General features: G+C 52.4%; 26 protein-coding genes. 6 read left to right on the top strand and 20 right to left on the bottom strand.

The window, feature by feature from the left end:
* Window positions 1–139: 139 nt before the first annotated feature.
* Window positions 140–367 (bottom strand): YodD family peroxide/acid resistance protein, encoded by a 228-nt coding sequence (gene yodD / locus ES815_RS01670; RefSeq protein WP_039032546.1) that lies wholly within the window; start codon window positions 365–367, stop codon window positions 140–142.
* Window positions 368–495: 128 nt separating this feature from the next.
* On the opposite strand from yodD, the gene dsrB reads away from it, so the two are divergent.
* Entirely contained in the window at window positions 496–684 is a 189-nt protein-coding gene (gene dsrB / locus ES815_RS01665; RefSeq protein WP_185902371.1) for a protein DsrB, read from the top strand.
* 99 nt (window positions 685–783) lie between these two features.
* On the opposite strand, the gene rcsA is transcribed toward dsrB, so the two are convergent.
* The 14 genes from rcsA to fliF form a co-directional block, all read right to left on the bottom strand.
* Entirely contained in the window at window positions 784–1,407 is a 624-nt protein-coding gene (rcsA, locus tag ES815_RS01660) for a transcriptional regulator RcsA (RefSeq protein WP_142486316.1), read from the bottom strand.
* 293 nt (window positions 1,408–1,700) lie between these two features.
* Window positions 1,701–2,486: a flagellar biosynthetic protein FliR gene (fliR, locus tag ES815_RS01655; protein WP_142486315.1), complete on the bottom strand. Its 786-nt coding sequence runs from the start codon at window positions 2,484–2,486 to the stop codon at window positions 1,701–1,703.
* Window positions 2,487–2,488: 2 nt separating this feature from the next.
* The gene (fliQ, locus tag ES815_RS01650) at window positions 2,489–2,758 is read right to left on the bottom strand and encodes a flagellar biosynthesis protein FliQ (RefSeq protein WP_142486314.1); all 270 of its coding nucleotides are present in this window, start codon (window positions 2,756–2,758) and stop codon (window positions 2,489–2,491) included.
* A gap of 10 nt (window positions 2,759–2,768) precedes the next feature.
* Complete coding sequence (gene fliP, locus ES815_RS01645) at window positions 2,769–3,506, bottom strand: flagellar type III secretion system pore protein FliP (protein ID WP_142486313.1); 738 nt, start codon at window positions 3,504–3,506, stop codon at window positions 2,769–2,771.
* Complete coding sequence (fliO, locus tag ES815_RS01640; protein WP_142486312.1) at window positions 3,506–3,880, bottom strand: flagellar biosynthetic protein FliO; 375 nt, start codon at window positions 3,878–3,880, stop codon at window positions 3,506–3,508. The genes fliP and fliO overlap by 1 nt, the downstream gene beginning before the upstream one ends.
* A 2-nt stretch (window positions 3,881–3,882) precedes the next feature.
* A complete protein-coding gene (fliN, locus tag ES815_RS01635) occupies window positions 3,883–4,296 on the bottom strand; it encodes a flagellar motor switch protein FliN (protein WP_142486311.1) in 414 nt (137 codons plus the stop codon).
* Window positions 4,293–5,297 carry a flagellar motor switch protein FliM gene (fliM, locus tag ES815_RS01630; protein WP_142486310.1) on the bottom strand — a complete coding sequence of 335 codons (1,005 nt, stop codon included), beginning with the start codon at window positions 5,295–5,297 and terminating at the stop codon, window positions 4,293–4,295. Before fliM ends, fliN begins: the two co-directional genes overlap by 4 nt.
* Window positions 5,298–5,301: 4 nt before the next feature.
* Window positions 5,302–5,769 carry a flagellar basal body-associated protein FliL gene (gene fliL / locus ES815_RS01625; RefSeq protein WP_142486309.1) on the bottom strand — a complete coding sequence of 156 codons (468 nt, stop codon included), beginning with the start codon at window positions 5,767–5,769 and terminating at the stop codon, window positions 5,302–5,304.
* 111 nt (window positions 5,770–5,880) lie between these two features.
* A complete protein-coding gene (gene fliK, locus ES815_RS01620; protein WP_142486308.1) occupies window positions 5,881–7,074 on the bottom strand; it encodes a flagellar hook length control protein FliK in 1,194 nt (397 codons plus the stop codon).
* Complete coding sequence (gene fliJ, locus ES815_RS01615; RefSeq protein WP_142486307.1) at window positions 7,071–7,514, bottom strand: flagellar export protein FliJ; 444 nt, start codon at window positions 7,512–7,514, stop codon at window positions 7,071–7,073. The genes fliK and fliJ overlap by 4 nt, the downstream gene beginning before the upstream one ends.
* 20 nt (window positions 7,515–7,534) lie before the next feature.
* On the bottom strand, window positions 7,535–8,905 hold the full coding sequence (fliI, locus tag ES815_RS01610; protein WP_142486306.1) for a flagellar protein export ATPase FliI: 1,371 nt from the start codon (window positions 8,903–8,905) through the stop codon (window positions 7,535–7,537).
* Complete coding sequence (gene fliH, locus ES815_RS01605; RefSeq protein ID WP_142486305.1) at window positions 8,905–9,612, bottom strand: flagellar assembly protein FliH; 708 nt, start codon at window positions 9,610–9,612, stop codon at window positions 8,905–8,907. The genes fliI and fliH overlap by 1 nt, the downstream gene beginning before the upstream one ends.
* Window positions 9,605–10,600, bottom strand: coding sequence for a flagellar motor switch protein FliG (gene fliG, locus ES815_RS01600; protein WP_142486304.1), 996 nt, complete (start codon window positions 10,598–10,600; stop codon window positions 9,605–9,607). Before fliG ends, fliH begins: the two co-directional genes overlap by 8 nt.
* Window positions 10,593–12,275 (bottom strand): flagellar basal-body MS-ring/collar protein FliF, encoded by a 1,683-nt coding sequence (gene fliF / locus ES815_RS01595; RefSeq protein ID WP_142486303.1) that lies wholly within the window; start codon window positions 12,273–12,275, stop codon window positions 10,593–10,595. The genes fliG and fliF overlap by 8 nt, the downstream gene beginning before the upstream one ends.
* Before the next feature lie 227 nt (window positions 12,276–12,502).
* Between fliF and fliE the strand changes: the two genes are divergently transcribed.
* The gene (gene fliE / locus ES815_RS01590) at window positions 12,503–12,817 is read left to right on the top strand and encodes a flagellar hook-basal body complex protein FliE (protein WP_142486302.1); all 315 of its coding nucleotides are present in this window, start codon (window positions 12,503–12,505) and stop codon (window positions 12,815–12,817) included.
* Between the two features lie 188 nt (window positions 12,818–13,005).
* On the opposite strand, the gene ES815_RS01585 is transcribed toward fliE, so the two are convergent.
* Window positions 13,006–14,091: an acyltransferase gene (locus tag ES815_RS01585; RefSeq protein ID WP_185902370.1), complete on the bottom strand. Its 1,086-nt coding sequence runs from the start codon at window positions 14,089–14,091 to the stop codon at window positions 13,006–13,008.
* Window positions 14,092–14,324: 233 nt separating this feature from the next.
* Between ES815_RS01585 and yedD the strand changes: the two genes are divergently transcribed.
* Complete coding sequence (gene yedD, locus ES815_RS01580; protein WP_142486300.1) at window positions 14,325–14,738, top strand: lipoprotein YedD; 414 nt, start codon at window positions 14,325–14,327, stop codon at window positions 14,736–14,738.
* 47 nt (window positions 14,739–14,785) lie between these two features.
* Here the strand turns inward: yedD and amyA are convergent, their stop codons facing one another.
* Genes amyA through fliD form a run of 4 tightly spaced genes read right to left on the bottom strand, consistent with a single transcriptional unit; the run spans window position 14,786 to window position 18,554 of the window.
* Entirely contained in the window at window positions 14,786–16,273 is a 1,488-nt protein-coding gene (amyA, locus tag ES815_RS01575; protein ID WP_142486299.1) for an alpha-amylase, read from the bottom strand.
* Between the two features lie 54 nt (window positions 16,274–16,327).
* On the bottom strand, window positions 16,328–16,702 hold the full coding sequence (gene fliT, locus ES815_RS01570; protein WP_142486298.1) for a flagella biosynthesis regulatory protein FliT: 375 nt from the start codon (window positions 16,700–16,702) through the stop codon (window positions 16,328–16,330).
* Between the two features lie 5 nt (window positions 16,703–16,707).
* The gene (fliS, locus tag ES815_RS01565; RefSeq protein WP_142486297.1) at window positions 16,708–17,112 is read right to left on the bottom strand and encodes a flagellar export chaperone FliS; all 405 of its coding nucleotides are present in this window, start codon (window positions 17,110–17,112) and stop codon (window positions 16,708–16,710) included.
* A gap of 14 nt (window positions 17,113–17,126) precedes the next feature.
* Window positions 17,127–18,554: a flagellar filament capping protein FliD gene (gene fliD, locus ES815_RS01560; protein WP_142486296.1), complete on the bottom strand. Its 1,428-nt coding sequence runs from the start codon at window positions 18,552–18,554 to the stop codon at window positions 17,127–17,129.
* A gap of 392 nt (window positions 18,555–18,946) precedes the next feature.
* Here fliD and ES815_RS01555 point away from each other — a divergent pair, with 392 nt between their 5' ends.
* The 3 genes from ES815_RS01555 (at window position 18,947) to ES815_RS01545 (ending at window position 24,914) form a co-directional block, all read left to right on the top strand.
* Complete coding sequence (locus ES815_RS01555) at window positions 18,947–19,903, top strand: flagellin (protein WP_142486295.1); 957 nt, start codon at window positions 18,947–18,949, stop codon at window positions 19,901–19,903.
* 334 nt (window positions 19,904–20,237) lie between these two features.
* Window positions 20,238–21,140 (top strand): CatB-related O-acetyltransferase, encoded by a 903-nt coding sequence (locus ES815_RS23935; protein WP_260609654.1) that lies wholly within the window; start codon window positions 20,238–20,240, stop codon window positions 21,138–21,140.
* Between the two features lie 306 nt (window positions 21,141–21,446).
* Window positions 21,447–24,914, top strand: coding sequence for a methyltransferase regulatory domain-containing protein (locus ES815_RS01545; protein WP_142486294.1), 3,468 nt, complete (start codon window positions 21,447–21,449; stop codon window positions 24,912–24,914).
* The last annotated feature ends 172 nt before the right edge of the window (window positions 24,915–25,086 follow it).

Here is a 25,086-nt window from a genome sequence, read left to right as displayed (position 1 = left end):
AAAAATATATCCTTGTCTTACAAAAATTTTGCAGATAATGTCATCACGACATCAGATTTCCTGGTGTAACGAATTTACAAGTGCTTCTTGCATAAGCAAGTTTGATCCCGGTCACCCCATGACCGGGATTTTTTTCGCCTCAGCGATTAACTTCCGTCACGCTAAAATCATGGATATCGAGCTCGAAGGCCTCAGCCAGCTCGCGCCAGGTGTGATAATCCCGGTCATTCACTCTCACGCGGGTAGGGTCATCCTCGATCCGTTTTACCTCACTCTCGCTGATTTCATTGATCGCGGCGAGCAGGGCATCGACGTCAACGTTCACTTCGCGTTTTGCCGTTTCGCTGTACTCTTTTGCGGTCTTCATCACTTACTCCTCATTTCACGGGGTGAAGTTATTAGTATAGACCGCCGATAAAAGCGCCAATCACGCGGCAACACGCTGCCAGTTTTCACGTTTTGTTCTACACTGGCTCAAAACCAGAGGAGGATTCTATGAAGGTTAACGATCGGGTGACAGTCAAAACGGACGGCGGGCCGCGCCGCCCGGGTGTTGTCCTGGCAGTTGAGCAGTTTAATGAAGGCACGATGTATCTGGTCTCACTGGAAGATTATCCGCTCGGGATCTGGTTCTTTAACGAGCTTGGCCACCCTGACGGCATTTTCGTCGAAAGCCAGGAGTAAGGCCCGTGTCGGGTAGCGCGGGCTGGCCCGACCCGTTTACAGCAGGGAAAAATCTCTGGCATAGCCAGAGATCGGGGAATAATTGAAAAGGGGAGGGGGTTAACGCAGGTTAACGTAGATTCCGTTGGTCACATTGTCTGTCAGACGGACGACATGATAGATCACTTGCTTATTATGCGTTTTTATCTTCCTTTTAATATTTCCTTTATGTGACGAAACGGTCTTGGCTTTGATATTCATCTGATCGGATATCTGAATGGTTCCCTGTCCTGCCATCCACATTCGCAGCATACTGGATTCAGTCCGGCTTAATGATAAAGTCGGAAAATTAAATTCCGCTACATTCTTTATCTCTTTGCTTAAATAATCCCCCACCAGGTCATCCAGTGACTCGGGCTTAATGGATTTCGAACTAATCAGAAGATTCTGACGTACCCGTAAATATTCGTCGAAATGAAGATTGGCAATTGCCATAAATACAATAAACAGCGTGCCGGGATGTTGATTAATGATGTGCTTTATTTGCTGACTGTTGGCAGGATCGTGAATGAAACAGTCCTCATTAATAAACACCACACCTGGCGCCAGGGCCTCACACGCGGCGGCAAGTTCGTCAACGTTATGTACGTCGTTGATGTCTTTTTTCTTTACCCCTCTGCTGGCCAGATACCCGGTTAACCCTAGCCGGGTGTAACTGCATAAATCCATAATGATCGTTGACATGGCATACCCTCACTCAATGCATAACGATAATTTACCATCGGCCTGAGAGCTCTATAACAGCCATACGGGATGGAATAAATAATTACCTGTGAGCATTACAAGGACTTTCAGGCGAACTCACTATCCCGTAAAGTTACGTATAATTTGCCAGGAAACATCTTAAAGTAAAGTAAATGTTTAATATTGTGAGGTGGGTAAAAACATTCAGGCCGCACCAGATATATCCTGGCAGATGTTTCTCAATTCTTATTTTAGGAATATCCTCAAAGAGACAATATAAAACACAGGGGTTATTACTTTGTCGACAGTTCGCTCAGGATATTGCTCAGCAGATTAAATACCTCACTGAATAAGCGTTCGCAGAAAGGTGCAATAAGGGGCATTAGCAGGGAAATAAGCAAAAGACCGACAGTCAGGGTGATCGGGAAACCAATAACAAACACCGAGAGCTGGGGAGCCATACGGTTCAGTAAACCCAACGCGAGGTTGACGGTCAGTAGCAGGGTGATAACAGGTAGCGCCAGCATCAGGCCATTGAGGAAGATCATTCCGGCCGCGCGGGTCAGGGCCATAAAGGCGTTGCTGTTCACCGGCTCGCCGCCAATCGGCAGGCTATGGAATGTGTCCACCAGTATCGAAATCAGCCACAGATGACCATCAAAGGCCAGAAACAGCAGCATTGCCAGCAGGTCGATAATACGGGCGATGATCGGCATGTTAAGCCTGCTGCCCGGGTCGAAGAAGGTGGCGAACGACAGGCCCATCTGCAAACCGATCAGCTCTCCGGCAGTACGCACGGCGGCAAAGGCAAACTGCATGGTAAAGCCGATGGCCACGCCAATCAGGATCTGCTGCAGCCCAACCCACAGCGCCGGGGCCGAAAAAATCGGCACGTTCACCGGCGGCAGGCTCGGGGCAACGATGATGGTAATAAGAATGCCAAGGCCGATTTTTACCCGCTTGGGGATCGCCCGTTCACTGAAGATCGGCGCGGTGGAGATCAGGGCCAGAATGCGCAGCAGGGGCCAGAAGTAGAGGCCGAGCCACTCAAGCCATTGATCGCTGGTGATTTGCAGCATAGCTAGCCGATGATGTACGGCAGGTTGGTAAACAGATTACGCATGTAATCCAGCATCAGGTTCAGCATCCACGGCCCGGCAACAATGATCGCCACGAACACGGCGATGATTTTCGGGATAAATGACAGGGTCATTTCGTTAATCTGCGTGGCGGCCTGCAGGATACTGATAATCAGACCGGTGACCAGGGCCACCAGCAGCAGGGGAGCGGCAACGGAGATCGCGACCTTCATCGCTTCCGTGCCCATCATCATGACCGATTCTGGCGTCATTGCGCGCTCCTTAACTGTAGAAACTTTGCGCCAGCGAGCCGACCAGCAGCTGCCAGCCGTCCACCAGCACAAACAGCATCAGCTTGAAGGGCAGGGCAATGGTTGCCGGAGGCACCATCATCATCCCCAGCGCCATCAGCACGCTGGCGATCACCAGGTCGATAATCAAAAACGGAATGAAGATCGTAAAACCAATCTGGAAGGCGGTTTTCAGCTCGCTGGTGACGTAGGCGGGCAGCAGAATGCGCATCGGCACCGCTTCCGGACCCTGAATCGGCCCGGCGTTGGCCAGACGGGCAAACAGGGCCAGGTCTGATTCGCGGGTCTGACGCAGCATAAATTCTCGCAGCGGCTGCGCCCCTTTCTCCAGCGCCACCTGCATTGAGATCTTGTCTTCGCTGAACGGCTGATACGCATCGACATAAATCTTGTCGATCACCGGCGACATAATGAAGAAGGTCAAAAACAGGGACAGACCGAGCAGAACCTGGTTCGGCGGTGCCGAAGGGGTGCCCAGGGCATTACGCAGCAGACCAAAGACGATGATGATGCGGGTGAAGCTGGTCATCATCAGCAGGATTGCCGGGATAAAGGTGAGCGAGGTGATAAACACCAGCGTCTGAACCGGCAGGGTCCAGCTCTGGCCGCCCCCGGCCATCGGCGTGGAGATCAGGCCTGGCAACTGGGCGTACACGGCGGGAGCAAACAGGCCAAGGCCTGCAAGCGCAAGAGATAAAACAGGGCGCATCACGATCTCCCGGAACGCTTAAGCAAACTCTTCATCACGGACTGAAAATCCGGTGGAACCTCTGGGCTGCTCCCTTCAGAGACCGGCGCAGGCGGCAATGTATGCAGGATATTGATTTGCGAGGCGGTCACACCCAGCACCAGCCGGGCGTCTTCCACTTCCACGATCACCACGCGTTCGCGCGGCCCCAGCGAGGTGCTGGCCGTAAGCTTCAGCCCGCGCGCACCGGCGGTTTTACCCGCCAGGCCGACGCGTTTTGCCAGCCAGGCGACGATCAAAATAAAAGCAATGATCCCCAGCAGCGCACCGCTGACCTGCAGCAGCGGCGAACCGGGCACTGCAGAGGGTTGAGAGACGGTGGCCTGGGTCTTCATGTTTAGCGGCTCAGACGACGCATACGTTCGGACGGGGTGATGATGTCGGTAATACGCACGCCGTATTTATCGGCGACAACCACGACTTCACCCTGGGCAATCAGGTAGCCGTTGATCAGAATATCCAGCGGCTCACCGGCCAGACCATCCAGCGCCACCACGGATCCCTGCGTCAGGCGCAGCAGCTCTTTGATGGTCATTCGGGTACGACCCAGCTCCACGGTCAGCTTGACCGGGATATCCATAATCAGATCGATATCCTGCAGCGTGCCGCTGACGTCACCGCCGCCCAGCTGCTTGAACACCGCATCGGCAACGCTTTTGCTGGCCGGTGCTTTTTGTTCGTTTAACGCCTCAGCCCACAGATCGTCCAGTGCTCCGTTGTTGTCATCGGACGGATTGTTCATATCACTCATTTGGGCTGTTCCTCATTCAGAGAATTCAAAATCGGGTTAATCAGGTGCTCAACGCGTAACGCGTATTGATTGTTCACGGTGCCATACTGGCTGGTCAGCACGGGCACGCCATCCACATGGGCAATGATGCGATCGGGTTTTTCGATCGGCAGCACATCGCCGGGTTTTAATTTTAAGATCTGCGATAAACGCAGCGGGACGTCGGCAAAGTTCGCTACCAGTTCCAGCTGGGAGTGCTGTACCTGGCGCACCAGGTTCTCGCGCCAGTTCTGATCTTCATGGCGGGAGTTTTCCAGCGGCGGGTTCACCAGTACTTCGCGCAGCGGTTCAATCATGCTGAACGGCAGGCAGATATTGAACTCACCGGTCAGGTTGCCGATCTCCACGTGGAACGGGGTGTTAACCACGATGTCGTTTGGCGAGGTGGTGATGTTGGTGAACTTCACCTGCATCTCGGAACGGACATACTCCACGTCCAGCGGATGAATCGCTTTCCACGCGTCGCTATAGCCTTCAAGGGCCAGCTTCAGCATGCGGTTGATGACGCGCTGTTCGGTATGGGTAAACTCGCGGCCTTCCACTTTGGTCGGGAAACGTCCGTCGCCGCCGAACAGGTTATCCACGGCGATAAACACCAGGCTTGGCGAGAAGACGAACAGACCCGTGCCGCGCAGGGGTTTCAGATGGATCAGGTTGAGGTTCGTCGGTACCGGCAGGTTACGGGCGAACTCATGATACGGCTGAATGCGGATCGCGCCGACGGTGATATCCGGGCTACGACGCAGCAGGTTAAACAGCCCCATACGGAACTGACGGGCAAAACGTTCGTTGATGATCTCCAGCGCCTGCAGACGCTCGCGCACCACGCGACGCTGGGTATTGGGATCGTAGGGGCGAATGTCACTTTCGCCCACTTTACCCGGTTTTGGATCGTCGGTCTTATCGCTGTCGCCGTTAAGCAGCGCATCGATTTCCGCCTGAGAAAGAATACTGTCGCCCATGTCGTTACCGCAGAATGAAAGCTGTATACAGAACGTCAGTGACTTCCTGCTTAGGTTGACCGCTTATCAGAGGCGCGGCCAGCGTTTGCTTAATGTCTACCACCAGTTTTTGTTTACCTTCATCGGTAGACAACTGCGCGGCATCCTGGCGCGAGAACAGCAGCAGCAGACGGCTGCGCACTTCCGGCAGATATTCACTCAGACGGGCGCGCGTGGCCTCGTCTTTCAGACGCAGCGTAATGCCCACGTAGAACACGTGCTCGGCATCACCCAGATTAACGGTAAAAGTATCCAGTGCGAAAAAGACCGGGGCCGCCGGCGGTGCTGGCTCCGCTTTGGCTGCGGCTGACGGTGCTTTATTCATGCGCCAGTAGCTGTAACCTGCTGTAGCGCAGGCGGCGAGCGTAATTAACACCAGAAGCGGGATCCAGATGGAACGCTTACTTTTCTTGGTGATGGCGGAGTCAGTCATCTGATTCGTGCTTCCTGTTTCGGGACTGCTAATGGGGTGATTATCCCGTGTCCGCTCGCCGTCAAAGGGTCGAAAAGACGGGGATAATCACGCTACCTCTGGCGTTTAGGTTTAGGCGAAGATATCGACAGCGTTGTTTCCACGTGCCGCGGACTGCAGGGAGGCAGGCACTGCCAGCAGCTCATCGCTCTCTTCATCAAATCCACCCGGCGCCCCGGAGCGGGATGTTTGCTGCTGATGCTGAGAGGAGGCCTGCTGTTGGCCATTAAAGTTTTCACTGCTGATGCTGCTTTGCGTCAGCTCAATGCCGTTTTCCGCCAGCTGGGTACGCAGCACCGGCAGGGCCGCTTCCAGCGCCGCACGAACGTGGCTATGGCCTGACACCATCTGCAGCTGCGCCTGGTTATCATCCAGCTTAAGCGTAATTTGTACCTGACCCAGATCCTCCGGATGCAGACGCAGCTCGGCGCTCTGCTGGCCCTGGCGGGTGAACAGGGTGATGTGCTGGCTGATGGTCTGCTGCCACTCGTTGCTGCCCAGCTGGGCGCTGACCACGGGCGCTGCGGCAAAGGTCGGCTGCGCCGAGGTAAGATTGCTGACAATCGGCCCCATAGTGACGGTTGGCCCGGTCGGGGACGGCGCGCTCTCTGCCGCCTGCTTTGTGGTGGACGCGGCAACGGCTGGCGTCAGCTGAGAGTCGGAGGCTAATGCCGCATCTTTATCCTGGGCTACGGCTTTGGCGCTGCGCAGGGCATCGGTATCCAGCGCAGGCTGACGGCCACGATCGCTGGTCAGGGTTGCATCAACGTCCAGGCCCCCGGCGCTCACCGGTTGAGGTGCGGCGGCGGTGGCCGTCTGCTGGTGAGGCAGCATTGCCATCAGGGCGCTTAATCCCGCCAGCTCGTCATCGCTAAGCTCGGTTTTGCTGTCGGCCTCTTTGGCCGCCTGGGTCAGGCTCTTCAGTACGTCACCTTTAAGCGCGGGCAGCAGGCCGGTGCTCAGACCGGGCTGGGTGACGCCCTCGTCGGTGACGCTGAGATCCTGATGCGCCAGCAGTTCGGCCAGCTTTCCGGCATCGGTATCAGCATCGATGGCGTCGGCTTTCAGCGCCTCGCTTGCCCGCTTGCCGCCCGCTGTCTGCAGATCGTTCAGCGTCAGCCCGGCCTCTTTGCCCTGGCCTTTGGCATCGCTTAACGCGCCCGCCAGCAGGGCAAGAAAGTCCTGCGCGCCGTCGGCCGCTTTTCCGCCCCGGACCCCGCCCGTAAGGTCGGTGTCGCCCGAAAGCAGTTGTTGAAGGGTGATCATTCCGGTGTCCTCATTGTTGCGCGCTGGGCAAATTCATCCATTTTTTTCTGATCGAGACGGCTTTCCGCCAGGGTTGCTGCGGCAAGCTGGCGATCCTGCAAGGTTTGCCAGGCCTGTAAACGCTGCTTCTTCTCTCGCCAGAAGTTCAGGGCCCGGTCAACCTTCTCGGTCCACTGAAACACCTGCTGGCGATGCTGATCTATGGCTTTCTCCAGCGTCTGGATGAACTGTTGATAGTTAATCCAGCGCTGGCTGCCGATACCCTGGGCCATGTCCGTGTTGAGGTTGGTGCGATACTCATGCTGGTAGTCGATCAACATCTTCAGCTGTTCTTCCGCCTGTTGATGCCCGCGGCGCATCGCGCCAAGCTGCTGTGCGGCATTATCAACGTCTTTCTCGGCCAGATCTTTCAGCGTGGCTAATGCGCCGTGTTGTGCCATGACATTCGCCCTCTATTCTGTTACACCTGCGGGAAAATCATCTCCAGAGCCTGGATCGAGCTTTCCCAGTCGGCTTTTTCAAAAATACCCTGTTGCAGATACGCCTCAAGGTGCGGCCACAGGGCTATTGCCTTGTCGAGCATCGGGTCGCTGCCTTTGGCATAGGCGCCGACGCTGACCAGATCGCGGTTGCGCTGGAAGCTGGAGAGCAGCTGCTTAAAGTTACGCACGCGGGCATAGTGCTTCTCGCTAATCAGCGCCGTCATTGCGCGGCTGATCGAGGCTTCGATATCAATCGCCGGGTAGTGGCCCGCTTCGGCCAGACGGCGCGACAGGACGATGTGACCATCGAGGATCGCACGCGCCGAGTCGGCAATCGGATCCTGCTGATCGTCGCCTTCGGTCAGAACCGTATAAAACGCGGTAATCGAGCCGCCGCCGCTGATGCCGTTACCGGCGCGTTCAACCAGCGCCGGTAATTTGGCAAATACCGAAGGCGGGTAGCCTTTGGTCGCCGGCGGTTCACCGATCGCCAGGGCGATTTCACGCTGCGCCATCGCATAACGGGTCAGGGAGTCCATGATCAGCAGGACATGCTGACCCCGATCGCGGAAATCTTCCGCGATGCGCGTGGCGTAGGCGGCACCCTGCATACGCAGCAGGGGAGAGACATCCGCCGGGGCGGCAATCACCACCGACCGGGCGCGCCCTTCGGCACCGAGGATGTTCTCGATAAAATCTTTGACTTCACGGCCACGCTCGCCAATCAGCCCCACCACGATAACGTCGGCCTGGGTGTAGCGGGCCATCATCCCGAGCAGCACCGATTTGCCGACGCCGGAGCCGGCGAACAGGCCCATACGCTGGCCGCGACCGACGGTCAGCAGGGCGTTGATCGGGCGCACGCCGGTATCCAGCACGTGCTCGATCGGCGTACGTTGCAACGGGTTAAAGGGTTGCGTGATCAGCGCCCCGGTTTCGGCGGTATCGGGGGAGGGCAGGCCATCCAGCGGTTTACCGCCGCCGTCCAGCACCCGCCCGAGCAGCGCCGGGCCGAGCGGCAACTGCTTGCCGCTGTGCAGTCCGTCGGCGGATAGGTTTTTGGCGTAAACGCGCGCGCCGGGCAGAACGCCCTCCACCTCTTCCAGCGGCATCAGAAACAGACGCTGGCCGTTAAAGCCAACCACTTCGCTCTCGACTTCGCGGATCTCGTTCCCGTCCTGGCGTTCGATAATGCAGGTGGCCCCCAGCGGCAGTTGCAGGCCGGTCGCCTCCAGCACCAGGCCGGTGGCGCGGGTTAAGCGGCCATAACGGCGAACGGACGGCAGCTGCGCCATCTTCGCTTCAAAATTGTCGAGACTGTTGAGCCAGCGGGTGAGGCGTGCGGTCATCAGATGACTCCCGGTGCTGCCAGGCGGCACAGTTCCTGCCAGCGGGTTGCCACGCTGGCGTCCAGATCCCCTTCATCGGCAGAGACTTTGCAGCCGCCGTGATGCAGGGTCGGATCGCCGCGCAGGCGCCAGCCGTGCAGGCTCAGGGTCGCGCCGAGCATCTCTTCCACTCGCTGCAGATCGTCCGGGTGGACGCGCAGCTGCGGTTTGCCGCTGAACAGCGGCTCTTGCTGCAGCAGACCCTGGATCTGTTTAATCAGCGACGAGTTATCTACCGGCGGGGTATGGCCGATCACCTGACGTGCCGCCTCGAGCGCCATCTGCATCAGGCGCGAGGCGATAACGCTGTCCAGCGCGTCCAGCGTATTCTGGAACTCGCTGACCAGCTGCTGCATCCGGGCATGGATCGGCGCCTGCTGTGAGCGCGCCTGTTCTAACCCTTGCGCCATCCCCTGGGCCAGCCCTTCCTGATAGCCCTGGTCGTGACCTTTCTGCCGGCCTTCGTTTACGCCGGCGGTGTAGCCCTGATCGTGGGCCTGCATCTGGATCTGCGCCAGCTGCTGCGCGCGCAGCTCCTCTTCGCTCAGTTCAGGCTCTGCGTTCTCCTCATCCATCCCGTCGGAGTCGAGGTTGGCAGGGACAAATTCCGCACGAGGAGGGGAGAGGTCATCCGGGGTCCAGACCTTCCACGGCAGTTCATCAGACATAGGTATCCTCGCTGCTGCCTACCACCATCTCGCCGGTTTCGGCCAGACGACGCACAATAAGGAGGATCGCTTTCTGTTCGTTTTCCACCTGAGACAGACGCACCGGGCCACGGTTGGCAAGGTCGTCGCGCAGGATATCCGCCGCACGCTGGGACATGTTGCGCAGGAACTTCTCGCGCAGCGGCTGTTCGGCACCTTTGAGGGCGATAAGCAGCGATTCGGAGTCCACTTCCTGCAGCAGGCGCTGGATACTGCGGTCGTCCACGTCGACCAGGTTTTCGAACAGGAACATCTCGTCGATAATTTTCTGCGCCAGTTCGCCGTCGAACTCGCGCACCGCGGTAATGACGGCCTCTTCCTGCTGCGTTTTCATCAGGTTGATAATTTCTGCTGCCGTTCTCACGCCGCCCATTTTGCTGCGCTTGAGGTTCTGGCCGTCGAGCAGACCGTTCAGTACTTCGGTCAGTTCCGCCAGCGCCGCCGGCTGGACGCCGCCGAAGGTGGCGATACGCAGCATCACATCGTGACGCAGACGTTCGTCGAACAGCGCCAGAATATCGGCCGCCTGGCCACGCTTGAGGTGGACCAGGATGGTGGCGATGATCTGCGGATGCTCGTCGCGAATAAGGTCGGCGGCGGTCTGCGGCTCCATAAAGTTGAGCGTTTCGATACCGCTGGCGGTATCGCGGGTCTCGAGAATATCCTCCAGCAGGCTGGCGGCGCGCTCTTCCCCGAGCGCCTTGACCAGCACTGAACGCAGGTATTCGTTGGCGTTGACGTTGAGCGCCGCAAACTGTTCGGCTTCCTGCTCAAACTCCGCCAGCACTTCGGTCAGCTGCTTGTTGGAGATCTGACGCACGTTGGCCATCGCCGAGCTGAGAACCTGCACTTCACGCTGGGAGAGGTGTTTGAACACCTCTGCCGCCCGGTCCTCGCCAATGGTCATCAGCAGGATGACGCTTTTATCCGTTCCGGTAAGGTTACTCATTTTCGTTACTCATCCACTGGCGAATGACCAGCGCCACGACGCGCGGATCGTTATCTGACATTTCGCGAATACGCTGGCTCATCACTTCAGCGCCCATGCGCTGGTTAGCACGGCGTTGCTGCATTTGTTCGTCTTTGCTGAGGCGTACTTCCACCGCTTCCTGCGTCTCTTCGCGCAGCAGGGTTCTCTCTTGCAGCGCTTTGGCCTCTTCTGCGCGGCGTACAAGCTGCGGACGTACCGCTTTACGCCACAGCAGCCAGGCAACAATTACCACCAGCAACCAGCGACCGGCTTCAATCAGCAGCTCGATAAATGCCTGCTTCTGCCAGAACGGCAGTTCACCGCTGGTATCGTCAACGGCGCTGAACGGCGAGTTCACGACGTTAAGGGTATCGCCCCGTTTCTCTGAATAACCCATGGCTTCACGGGTCAGGTCTTCGATCTGCTTCATCTGCTCGGTGGTCAGCGGCAGGGGCTTACCGTCCGGCAGGGTTTTGTAGTTGACGACTACCGCCACGGAGAGACGCTGCACATCACCAGTGTTCATTTTGGTGTGACGGATGGTGCGATCGACTTCGTAGTTAGTGGTTTCGTTGCGGCTGCTGGTCCGCGGGCCAGCGTTGGCCGCCGCTGCGGTTTGCTGCTGCTGCGCGCCCTGCTGACCGTTCTGCTGGTTCTGCGCCGGGGCGTTAATCGGCGCGGTATTGGCCGGGGCTGGCTGGTTAGAGAGCGCACCCGGAACGCCGCCCGCGTTCGGGCCGCCGATTTGTAAGTTTTCATTCACCTGACGCGAGCGCATCACGGCCTGAGCGGCATCGCCGTTCGGACGATACTGCTCTTCCGTCTGCTCTTTATCCGCAAAATCGATCTGCGCGGTGACCTGGGCATGAACGTTGCTGGTCCCGACAATCGGGCCGAGGATGGCTTCGATACGGCTCTGAACGCGGTTTTCCACGTCGGTGGCATATTTCAGCTGCGCGTCATTCAGATCGCGATCGCTGGTGTTGGATTTGGTTAACAGGCGACCCATCTGATCCACCAGGGTCACGTTACCCGGCGGTAAACCCGCTACGGCGCTGGAGACCAGATGGACCACGGCGCTGATCTGCCCTTCATCCAGCGCACGGCCAGGCTGCAGATTGACGGTAACGGAGGCCGAAGGGGCTTTCTGTTCGCGGACAAACAGGGTCGGTTTTGGCATTGCCAGGTGCACGCGGGCACTTTTCAGCGGGCCGAGGGTTTCGATGGTGCGGGCCAGTTCGCCCTCCAGCGCGCGCTGGTAGTTAACCTGCTCGCTGAACTGGCTGATACCGAATTTTTCCTGATCCAGCAGTTCAAAGCCTACCGCGCCGCCTTTCGGCAGACCTTGCTGGGCAAGACGTAAGCGAAGCTCGTGAACTTTATCGGCAGGGACTTCCAGCGCGCCGCCATTATCCGAGAAACGGTAGGGGACGTTCATCTGGGTTAACTGGGTGACGATAGCGCCGCCATCCTGGTCCGAGAGGTTGCTGAACAGCGTGCGATAGTCAGGCTGTTTGGCCCATAAGACCATCGCGACAACAATAGCGATAGCGGCGGCACCTGCCACGATCAACGGCACTTTAGGGTTCGCGCGCAGGCGGCTCATCCATTCGAGAGATTTAGTTTGAGGGCTGGATGTTGCTGACGCACTCATAGCGCACCTCGTGGCTCATCGTGGATTTCATTATTCGTGTGGAGAAACAAAACAGACTCCCGGGTCGGCAAACACAACAAAAATTCCATAATCATGGCTGTGCCATTATTTGATGAAACGGGAATTTCTATGGGTCAAATAACCTGGTTTTTTAACGCTATTTAGCGCCTTTATCTCATTGACAGACTGGTACTCTTGAGCGCGTAAAAATCCATCAGGGGAAAGTCATGGCAATACAGGGGATTGAAGGCGTCATTAGCCAGTTGCAGGCAACGGCAATGACCGCCCGTAATCAGAACGTGGCTGACGTGCAGTCGACGGTCAGCTTCGCGGGTCAACTGCATGCGGCGCTGGACCGGATCAGCGACACGCAAACCGCGGCGCGCGTGCAGGGCGAAAAATTCACCATGGGCGTGCCGGGCATTGGTCTCAACGATGTGATGACCGATTTGCAAAAAGCGTCGGTATCGATGCAGATGGGCATTCAGGTGCGTAATAAGCTGATGCAGGCGTATCAGGACGTCATGTCGATGCAGGTTTAGATTTTCCTCTACCTTATCTGTGAGACGTTAATCGCATTTGGTGATGATTGTTTTGGCTGGCAAGCATTGTCGACACGATGAACACAGCTGCGCGGCTGTATGCCCCATCTCTTGTGCAATGGCGTCAGGATCCTTTTCAACGCCTTATGATCAGCACGTAACGAAAAAGCCGCCCATGGCGGCTTTTGTTAAGCGAGAGACAATTTTCTTCTCTTTATCATTTGCGTGAATTTTTTTCCCATCTGTATAGCTGGGTATTCAATGTAATGATATATGAAGTAAGCTACCACGATGCAAATGCTGACAGAGAATACGAAGCGCACGAATCCTTTTCCAGAACTGTAGATTGGAATGTAGGGTTCATAGTGATTTAATACTGTCAGAACCACCCCTTGTGTTAAATACAGAGAATAAGAGATGTTTCCCATAAATGTTAATAATGGGATGTTTTTTAACTCTTTGTTTGACTCATAAATCAAAGAGCCAAGGATTAATATCAGCGCCCATAATCCAAAGTTTATCGGTCCATGGAAAAATCTGAACCAAGAAAGATATGAGCAAACGAAAAATGAAATACTAGCAAAAGCGATTAACTCGTAGTGACGAATGTTTTTTAAATATTTAGATAATGAGTAAAAGAGTATCCCATAGCAAAACTCAATCATCATTGGTGACGAAACAAATCTCACGAAGCCGTAAAGAGGGTTTGTTTTGTTCAATTCAGCCGTCGCAGCACCATATAAATCTAATTGACCATTGATGATGAGCTGCAGGAGAACTACAGGTAACGTTAATGCGATAATAGATATCAGGCCCCTATACTTCTGTGAAAGAGTCATAGAGATAGCAAATATCAAATAAAAATAGACTTCATAGGTGAGTGTCCATGCGGGTATTAATGTGTTATAACCAAAGAACGGTGCATCAGATGAATAATCACTATGTATTAAAAATATTGATCTAAAGACATGCTCTGTTTTGAAGTCAGGGTATAAAAAATACAATGCTGTCAACAAAAAAAGAAAAGGAGGGAATATCCTGAATATTCGTCTCACTATAAAATCAGAGGGAGTCACTTTGATGCTTGTAGAGTACATCATGATAAATCCACTGATAATAAAGAAAAGATCAACACCCGATGCTCCACTCATAAACATGAAGTCACCTAGATTTTTTATGGGATAAACATCATTAAAGTTGTTTCTTATATGGAAGCCAACAACTAAAAAAGCGGCTATCCCTCGAAGATAGTGAATTGATTTAATTTGTTGCATGATCATGCCTGAGAAATTATTAGTAAATTTGTATACCTATCTTATCTGAAAAAAAAGCACAATGCTATATTGTATCTCTCTCGTGTATGGCTACCAATATATCGCCTGTTATCCCCAGAGTGTAAAGGATGCAAGAGGATTTTAAACAAGGGCACGGGTGAAGCATAAAACAAGTACTGGCGACCCGACGGCTTTAATGCCACACTCTTTTTTTCGACATAGACGGAACAATGATGAAAAAAATAGCAATTATCGCAGGGCTGCTGGCGTTAACCGGCTGTGTGCAGGTCGACAGATATCAGGACGTGATCAAGCATCCCGTTCCGGCTGAGCTGGCAGGGTACTGGCAGTCGAAAGGGCCGCAAAGCAGAATGGTCAGCCCGGAAGCGATCGCTACGCTGGTGGTGACGCAAGAGGGGGATACCCTCGACTGCCGCCAGTGGCAGCGCGTGGTGGCCGTGCCGGGGAAAATTATGCTGCGCTCGGATGATTTTTATAACGTCACCAGCAAACTGGATATCTACCCGCTGGAAAGGGAAGGCTCCGCCATTGAGTATGACGGAATGATCCTGCAGCGCGTCGAGCGGCCCACCGTTGAGTGCACAAATTATCTGAGTAAAAACCCGCTGGCAAGTAAGCTGCCATAAGCGATATGTAGGCCGGGCAAGCGTAGCGCCGCCCGGCTTTTCACCACTTACAATGCCGCCTCTATCACCCAGACGCTGACGCTGCCCCCGTTGCAGGTAAACACGCCGGTGCCGGTTTCGTCGGTGGTGACAATCTCCTCCCGGTTGCCGAGAAAATCTTTCCATCTTCTGTTGCCGTAGTTCTCACCCAGCGTCAGGGTCTTTTCACTCTCATCGCCGTTCGAGAGCACGACCACGCAGCCCGGATCCTCATCGGTGCCGCTGCGGCTGAAGGCAATACAGTTAGGGTGATCGAACCACAAGGTCTGAACGCCATGGGCAAAACGCTGGCGGGCGAGGATCAGCTGGTCGAGCTGTTCAATCACCGGCATCTCGATATGGTACATCTCGCCGTCGCCGCCGGTGTCGTCATAGCTGGCACCGTACAGATCGGGATAGAAGACGCTCGGCACTCCGTTCTCCCGGAGCAAAATCAACGCGTAGGCCAACGGTTTAAACCAGGCTTCGACCGGGGCCTCCAGCGCCTGTAGCGGCTGAGTGTCGTGGTTAGCCACCAGCGTCACCGCGTGGAAGGGATCGACTTCTACCAGCGTGCCGGTAAAGATCTGGCTCATGTCGTAATCACGTCCCTGCAGCGAGGCTTCGTGAAACTTCATGTGCAGCGGGGCGTCAAACAGCATGGTTTGTCCATCCACCTGATCGATATAGTGCTGCAATTTATCGACATCTTTAGACCAGTATTCCGCCACGATAAACAGCGGTTTCGGCGCGACTTCCTGCACGTGCTCGATCCACTCTTTATAGAACCATGCCGGAATATGTTTCACCGCATCCAGACGGAAGCCGTCGCACTGGGTCTGCTCCATCAACCAGCGCGCCCAGTATTTGATCTCCTCGGTCACCGCACGGTTACGAAAATCGATGTTTTCGCCCATCAGGTAATCAAAGTTCCCCATCTCGTTATCGACCTGATCGTTCCAGCCATCACCCGTGTAATCATTAACGATCTTGAAGATGCCGTCTTCATCGGGATTTTCGATATGATCGATGCCGCTGAAGCATTTGTAATCCCAGACGAATTCCGAGTACTGTCCGGCGCGCACCGGGAAGGTGTAGCGGGTCCAGGCTTCACACTCAACGATCTCGTCGTGGATCTGATTGCGATCGTCGGCGTTGACCCGCTGAACGCGGATGGCCTCTTTCTCGTCGGCGCCCATCTTGTGGTTGACTACCACGTCCATCAGCACCGCGATGTCGTTGCGTTTCAACGCCCCGATAGCGGCCAGCAGCTGGGCTTTGTCGCCGTATTTGGTGGGAACCGATCCTTTTTGATCGAACTCGCCGAGATCGAAGAGATCGTAGCAGTCGTAACCGACGGAATATCCACCGGACGCCCCTTTGTACGCCGGGGGCAGCCAGACCATGTTAATACCGATATCGTTGAGAAGATCGGCGCGCTCGGCCACTTCCGGCCAGAGTTGACCGCCGTCAGGGTAATACCAGTGGAAAAATTGTAAGAGAGTGGGGTTTTTCATCTTCCGTGCTCCAGAAGCCGTTTCGGCGGACCTCTGGAGTATGGAACATTTGAATCATAACGGGATGTCGCGTGTTAAATTTTCCGGATAAAGAATATTGCCTGACAGCTTGCCGTAGGTAGAGTTGACCGATTGTTGTTTACCGGTTTGGGTTATCAGATGGCGCAGTTCATCCATTCTTCCTTTTAACAGCGCCTTTAGCTCAGTCTCATTTTGCAGCACTTTTTCGAGGATAAAGCGTGCCTGTTCAATTTGCGCAGGCGGGCAGGTAGAGATTGGGTTCTGTGCGATGCCTTCGACTAACTGAACGTATTCAACTTCTTTTTCAATAAGCTCATCCCACTGACCGGAATGAGCGAGGTTCAGCATGGTAATACTCAAGGCATGCAAAGCATGCCAGTTGTTGAGAGCTGAGCTAGGACTGTTCATCAAAATTATCCTGAAATAGAGGCAGCATTGGGGCCGATTTGTTTCCAGGCATCCGCAATGTTATTCAATAAACCCTCAACCTCGACGATTGCCTCGACATCATTCCGTAAATTCGCCTGCAATAAACGGCGAACCATATAGTCATAAAGCGCGGCGAGATTACCCGGCAAGTCACTGTCGACTTCCATGTTCAGGCCAGCCTTTAAACCATTGTCAATGATGTTGATGGCTTTAGACAGGGCCTCGCCTTTCTCCGGCAACTGTCCTGCTTCAAGAAACAGGCGTGCCCGGACAAGGGCGCTATGCGCCCCATCGAACAACATGACAATTAACTGATGTGGACTGGCGTTCATTACCGCGCTTTCCACCCCTATCTGCTGATAGGACTGAACACCAGAGGTGTTGTACATATTTGCTCCTGAAATTACGATGAACTAGAGAACTGTTGAGTCAGGTAGTTACCTGTATTCGTCATTTTCGTCACGAGAACGTTCAGACTGGTAAACTGCGTTTTATACCGCTCCATGGTTGCTTCAATAGAGGCTTCCATCGCGTCATATCGCTTACCGAGCGTTTTGATGGTTGCGTTAATACCATCTTTAGCATTCTGGATTACACCGGTACTGCCTGCGCTTGTACTCAGCATGGAGTCCAGTGCCTTGCTCATTTTGGTTGCGAGGCCTGTCGTTTTTCCATCACCGATAAAGTACTGCTGAACAGCGTCAGGATTATCACTGAGGGCTTTTTTCAGTTTGTCGGAATCGATTTTTAAATTGCCCAGGGTGCCATCTGTCGCACGGTTAGGATCCTGAGTTATCCCCAGTTGAGCCATAATCTGCAGCGAGCCACTCTGTACTTCCGTCAACAAACCGCGCAGTTGAGACTGAATACCGCGGACATTACCATCCCCGACCAGAGCGCCATTACTGGACGACTGGCTGTCAGCTCCCGCCTCGACAGCAACATATTTGGTGACGCTGTTGATAGTCGATTGCAGCGAGTTATAAGCAGTAACCCAGTCGGAAATGGCTTTTTGGTTAGCATCAGTCGCACGGGTAATGTCCAGTGATTCGTCGGCTTTACTTTCCGCCTTGAGATTGAACGTCACACCCGGTATTGCATCGGAAATCGTATTTGACTGACGCTCAATTTCAATGTCGTTCACGACGATAGTGGCATTCTGTGCCACAGTCTGAACCTTCAGTGCACCCGTTTTAGTAGTGGAGTCATAGCCAATCGCCGCTTGTAATTTGTCATCGTCGGTGACTTTTATCGTCATTTCACCGTCTGTACCGGTTGACTTGGACGTCAGCATCAAACGGAAATCACCGTCTTTCGCTTTGATCACGCTTGCAGTCACATTGCCGTTGGCCTTGTTGATAGCGCTGGCAATACCGTTTAAGGACGTATCGGAATCCGACAACTCCACTTCCAGCGGTTTTTCTGTACCCGGTTGGGTGATGGTAATCTTGCGCGTCGTCCCGGTGGTGTCGCCTAAAGCATCGGTATTGCTGCCAATGGTTCCTGTCGTCAGAGACTGTGCCTTGGCAAGGTGATTAACATTTACTGTATAAGAGCCAATAGCTGCGTCCGATGTGGTCGTCGCAGTGAATGCTGTGTTGGTGCTACTAACAGATGTGGAGTTCCAGGTCGTCGTTTTACCCAGTGCCGCAGTGGCTGTTTGCAGACTGGTCATGGCGCTCTGCAGTTTGCCGTACGCGCTTAATTGCGCGTTATAGGTCGTTTGCTGGGATGTGATCGTCGTCAGCTTGGTTCTTTCCGCTGCTTCTAACTGATTGTACAAATCCCCGAGTCCTGCAGAACCTATCCCGAGATTACTGATAGTAGCCATGCATATTTTCCTTAAAAGACGAAGTAGTTCAGAACTCGTTATCGGCGTCTTGGGGTAAAAGTTTACGGCCTCGAAAAAAAAATAATCTAAGAATAAGCCGCCACTGAATAGGGTATATGGAGGGATTGCGTCAGGACGTGAAGATCACTCAAGGAAGTAAAACGTCGATTGAGAGAGTGAAAAGAGAAGGGTGAGTTTGCGTTAGGGGTGATTCATTCAAAAAGGCTTAATGTGATTTATTTAATAAAAATCACTACTTATCAATAAGTTAAATTTTTTTAAAAATTGATTCTAAAGTCTTTTGGCGACCCGTCGATAACCTTGTTGACGGTGAGAGACGCCGTGAGTGTTAGGCACCGAAACCTAAACCCAATTTTGAAGGAAAGAAAATTATGGCAGTTATCAATACTAACCTGTTGTCCCTGACTACTCAGAACAACCTGAACAAATCTCAGTCTTCCCTGGGTACAGCAATCGAGCGTCTGTCCTCCGGTCTGCGTATCAACAGCGCTAAAGACGATGCAGCGGGTCAGGCGATTTCTAACCGCTTCACCTCTAACATCAAGGGTCTGACCCAGGCTTCTCGTAACGCCAACGACGGTATCTCCCTGGCGCAGACTGCTGAAGGCTCCCTGAACGAAATCAACAACAACTTACAGCGTATTCGTGAGCTGTCAGTACAGGCGCAGAACGGTACTAACTCTGCTTCTGACATCGACTCCATCCAGTCTGAAGTTAACCAGCGTCTGCTGGAAATCAACCGTGTTGCTCAGCAGACTCAGTTCAACGGCAGCAAAATCCTGTCTGGTAACGCTGGTGGTACAGATATTAAAATTCAGGTCGGTGCGAACGACAGCGAAAGCATTGATATCAGCATCAATGCAAACTCAGCATGGAACAAGCTGGGTGCATCTGCTGTAGGTGCAGAAGCAAGTGGGACAGTAGGTGGCACTTCAGCTGCTACAGTTGCTAGTCAGACCGGTGGTGCTACTTCAGATACTCAAGTTTCTACGACAGGTACTTCTGGTCTGGATCGTTCAGTTGGTACTTATTCTGGCGGCTTCGACGTTCTGTCTAGCAGTGTTCTGAAAGATGTTGATGCAGCAATCAAAGCTGTTGATAACCAGCGTTCAGACCTTGGTGCTATTCAGAACCGTTTCGAATCCACCATTTCTAACCTGAGCAACACCATCACCAACCTGTCTGCTGCACAGTCCCGTATTCAAGATGCTGACTACGCGACCGAAGTTTCCAACATGTCTCGTGCGCAGATCCTGCAGCAGGCTGGTACTTCTGTACTGTCTCAGGCAAACCAGGTTCCACAGGGCGTTCTGTCTCTGCTGCGTTAATATCGCCTCTTGCTCAACAAAGGTCAGCCTGCCGGCTGGCCTTTTTTATTCTCATAAGAATTCAAACCTCCCTCATCGCTTCCCCTTTTTCATTAAAACTTGGACAGTTTACTGGTCAACCGTTCACAACCTGAATCAACTTAATCAGTTTTGTCACTGTGCTCGTTGGCCTATGTTATCGATCATTTTTATGCTTGATTTTCTAAGGATTTTAAAAAACGTGAATGTTAGAATTAATTAAAAACAAGCGGTTATACATATTATTTTTATTATTAATACATTATAATTCAGTCTTTTTTAGGGTATTGCGTTAATCAAATCCAAGAGGCTACAGATGGATAATCAAAATCAGATGGACATCAATATGTTAATGAAACAGCTATCGCAGCTGCGTTTTCAGATGTCACGCGTAGATGGAAGCTATATGGTACGACCCATTCGTCTACTGGATGGAGGAGAAATTCACGGCCACTCTCATGAAAATGAGTACTCGTGGAGACTAATCAATGGAGAGTTATTTTTCCACGCAGAAAATGGGCGAATTAGTACCGCATTTGGCAAACCCTTTATGGAAAATGGGAAACTAACATTTATTGGTGATTTTTTGCTGGTGCCACAGTGGAAGATAAAACATAAACTTACGCAAATAGATATTATTGATGATGCGCTTGAGTACAATCCTAATCAGACAAAACTCGCGCTCAAAGATAATATTAAAGTGTTCAACTGGGAAATTGGAGACCATACTTACGGTTCGCCATTGATTCTGGAACCACATATGGCGGGTCTTAAAATTGGTAAATTCTGCTCTATCGCGCCCGGCGTAATTATCATCTTGGGTAATCATGTCACCAATACGGCTACGACTTATCCCTTTTCTTCTTTAAAATCGTTTTGGCCAGGAGCTCGACGTAATCCTATCGAAGACCATAATACTAAGGGCGATATAGTTATTGGTAATGACGTGTGGATAGGAAGAAATGCCGTCATCATGTCGGGTATCACCATCGGTGATGGTGCTGTTATTGCTGCCAATAGCGTTGTGACAAAAGATGTTAAACCTTATTCTATTGTCGGTGGCAACCCGGCGAAATTATTACGCATGAGGCACAGCGACGATATCATTGAAGCCCTGCTTCAGATCAAATGGTGGGAGTGGAGTGATGAAGAAGTTGATAGCAGAATTAAATATCTAATGTCAGACATTAATGAATTTATCGCACGCTTTAAAGCTTAAAAGTGTATCTCCCGTTAGTGTCTCTTCCCCTGGGCTAACACCACAAACAAAATGGCCTCACGCATAAAGCCGTACGCTTGCTGTGTACCGCGAGGCCTTTTTAGTCTGGCCATTCTCACTCTTTGTACTCGCATGTCATAGCAGTCTCACCCACCTGACCGGAGTCAGCCCATTTCGGTTAAGTCGGTTGTTTTTTGCCCTGCTCAGGTAAACGTGAATTAAGGGGTAATTGATCAGGCTGCTCCGCGAATTGAGCCGGGGTGAGCTTTGCTACTCTGCCACAATATCAGAATAAGAGGTGGACATATGAATAACGTGGTCAACAACGAAACGCCGGCAGGGTTTACGCTCTCCGGGTCTCGGCGTCTTTACAGCTCTATAGACCATATTCGGGCTGCAGCATGGCTCTATGGGGTGGAGACAGCGCGTACCCGACACGCGTCGGTGTTGGTATTGGGATGTGGCAACGGAGAAGAGTTACTCGCCACGTCGGTCAAATATCCGTACGCAAACGTCGTAGGTATCGAACTGGAGACCGAAAACCGCCAGGAAGCAATGTTAGCAACCCTGGCCAGCGGCAGAGATAATCTGCAACTTTATTCTGCTTCAATAGATACCTTTCTCGAGGTTGATTTAGGCAAATTCGATTTCATTATTGTGCAGGGCAGCTTTACCTTCCTGGCAAATTCGCTAATGGATGCGATTTTGCTCTCCTGCCAGCAGCGTTTAAGTGAGAAAGGGATCATCGCCGTTGATTGGTTCTGTCAGCCTGGCGCTAAGTTCGCAGAAACGCTCCGCGATGCGTTGCAGATCCACAGCAGCCGGGCCGACAGCCACAGTGGTCAAATCGAGCACGCTCGCGCCATGCTGGCCTGGCTTGACCAAACGACAGACGAAACTAGTACAACGAAAAAACTGATTACTAATACTAATGAAAAATCGCAGGAACTGTCGGACGCATTACTGAGCCATCATTATCTTAGAAACGATCATACTGCTAGCTACCTAATTGAATTTAACGAGCGGATCGAGAACAACGGTCTGGCATATGTGGGTGACATCCGACCTGCCACCGAACATGCTAGTTATTATGATGATAACATAACGCAGTCGTGGCTGGAGCTGTCTTACGGTGCCGGAAAAGTATTAACCCAGCAATATCTGGATATTGCGGTTAAACGTAATCGCCGGTTTAGCTTATTAGTGAAGGCGAGCAGAAGTGCTGAAGTTCAGGAAACCGTTGACTACGATCGTCTGGCAGGTATGCGCTGGGCGGGTAGCTTCCGCCGCAAAAGCCAACATATTCGTCATAGCCCTAATCTGTTGGCCGGTCATGACGGGACGCCGATTGCTACGGAAGATATTACTACGCTTGGGATACTTGATATCTTGGGTGAGGCCTGGCCGCTCAGCGTCAGCTTTGAACAGCTCGTGTTCCATACTCGCCTGCCTGATGACGATCCGCTGGAGTATGACGAACTGGCCCACCGGAAAAAGGTGCTGGCTGCGCTGACCGCCCTGTTCAAAACCAATTTTGCTGGTTTGCACTACCTGCGTGAGACAGAGCCTGTCTCCGATCAACATGAATTAGGCATGGCGCCATACGTTATTGCGCAACTTAAGGCCAGGCCTGATGCCAGCGCGCTCATCAATCTCTGGTATGAAAGGGTAAATGTCAGTGATGAAGAGCGTACCTTCTTACTCGATACTAAAATCACACAGGACGAAGAACATCGTCTGTTGTTAGAAGGGCTGATCTTCAAAGGGTTACTGGCGGGCTCGGTCATCGGCTGGAAACGTTATTACCAGCTGATGGCTAGCCAGACAGATCTTACAGAGGTGGGGCGCATTGCCACTGCACTACTACTGTTCTCCAGTAATGAATCGGCTGGCGGATTCTATACCAGTGAATATGAGAAAATTGCCAATAAAATGACCTTATCAACCCAATCCGGTACAGATCCGGAAGTTGATGCGGATATGATTATTGAAATTAATAAACTCATCATTAAAGGTGAGAATGCCAGAGCTCGTGAGCTGGTGGCTGAAAAGCTGTCGCTTCTTCAGGAAAGTTTAAACGGCAACTATTATCTGGTTCGTTTCTACAAGCGCGTGGCGGATTATCCGGCGGCAATTCTTGCTCTGACCCGTATGCTCTCTTTTAATTCCACTAGTCTGTTTATCTATTCGGAACTGGCCATGGCATTGCATGAATATCGTATGTCATGGCACGCAGGGCGTTTAGTAAGGGCAATACTCCGTTGCGATAACACCAGCGGTCCTGACTGGTATCTGTTAGGTATTTTGCATAAAGAGAGCAAAACGCTGGAGAGAGCGGAATATTGTGCCCGTAAGGGCGTGGATTTAGTACCAACCAGCAAACAGATGGTCAGCCTGTTAGGCAGCTGCCTGTGTGAGCAAGCCAAAACTGACGAAGGTATTGCGTTCCTGAAAAAATCCATTAAAGATCCATTAGTCGATTTTGGTAATATGGGTTCACTGGCATTTATTCTAACGCACAGCGGTAATGCCTCTGTTCAGGAAATATTAGAATGCCATCTGGGCTTCGCAAATGGTGCCATGCACTGGGCGGAAAAGCAGAAATTCGAGGGTTACCGACCGGCAGATAAAAATATCAACCGCAAATTACGCATTGGTTTTGTCTCCGGCGATTTCAAAGAAAACCATCCGGTTAACTTCTTCTTCTTACCCGTCTGGGATTCGCTGGACAGAAGAAAATTCGAACTCTTTGCCTATAACAGTGCGCCTGCTTATGGTCGAAATCCCGGAACGGACTATTACGAGAAGACCTCTGATGGCTGGCGAGAAGTTCAGCATACCAGTACCACTGAACTGGCAGAAATGATTAAGCAGGACCAGATTGATATTCTTATCGATCTGGCTGGTCATACGGCATTTAGCCGCCTGATGACGTTTGCGTTGAAACCCGCACCGGTTCAGATCTCTTGGGTGGGTTACCATGCCACCACGGGACTGCCGACCATGGATTATTATGCGACCATTTTCCCGGTTCCAAAAGATCCAGCACTTGAAGCCCAGTTTACTGAAAAATTAATTTATTTATCACTTCCACGCAATTTCGGGACAAAAGAAGAGAGTCCGGAAATTAATATCTTACCGGCATTTGAAAATAATTATTTCACCTTCGGGAGTTTTAACCGTCCGAATAAAGTCAATGACAGCGTTCTTGACATCTGGGCGCAGATTTTACTGGCGGTCCCATCGTCCCGGATGATTGTGGCTAACATGCCAATGGTGACATGGCCTGAACTGGAACATAAATTCGAGATCCGCGGTATCGATAAGGACCGAATTACGCTGCGTGAAGCGACCGATATGCAGTCGTATTTGAAAGCGCATAATGAGGTCGATTTACTGCTGGATACTTTCCCGTTCACCGGCGGAACGGTGACCAGCCATGCGGCGTGGATGGGGGTGCCGACGGTCTCCCTTTCAGGTGAAACGCTCGTATCCCGTCAGGGCGCATCAATTATGTACTCTCTGGGTTTACCTGAATTTATTGCCCACAGTAAAGAAGAATACGTCGCCAATGCCGTGGGCTGGACACGGCGTCTGAATGAACTTTACTCGATTCGCATGAATCTGCGTAACAGCATGAAAATCAAACATAATCAGAAAGAAAATATAGCCGATTATGTGGAACAAATGCTGCATAAGTGCTGGCAGGATTATTGTGAAGGACGTGAACCGGAGAGTTTCTCGGTGGGCGAAATTTATGAGATTAATAAATAACGTAATTTTGTAACTTCACACTACGGCAGCAAGGATAATTTTTTATCCTTGCTGCAATAAAACCGCATTTAGCTTAACTCTCAAAATAACCCCCCATTCCCCCCCCTATTCACACGATTAAAAACCCTCCAGAAACGGATAATCATGCCGATAACTCAACTAACGCAGGGCT

The organism is Leclercia adecarboxylata (genome assembly GCF_006874705.1).
In the GTDB taxonomy this organism is placed as follows: domain Bacteria; phylum Pseudomonadota; class Gammaproteobacteria; order Enterobacterales; family Enterobacteriaceae; genus Enterobacter; species Enterobacter adecarboxylatus_C.
This window is presented reverse-complemented; position numbering and strand designations above follow the sequence as displayed.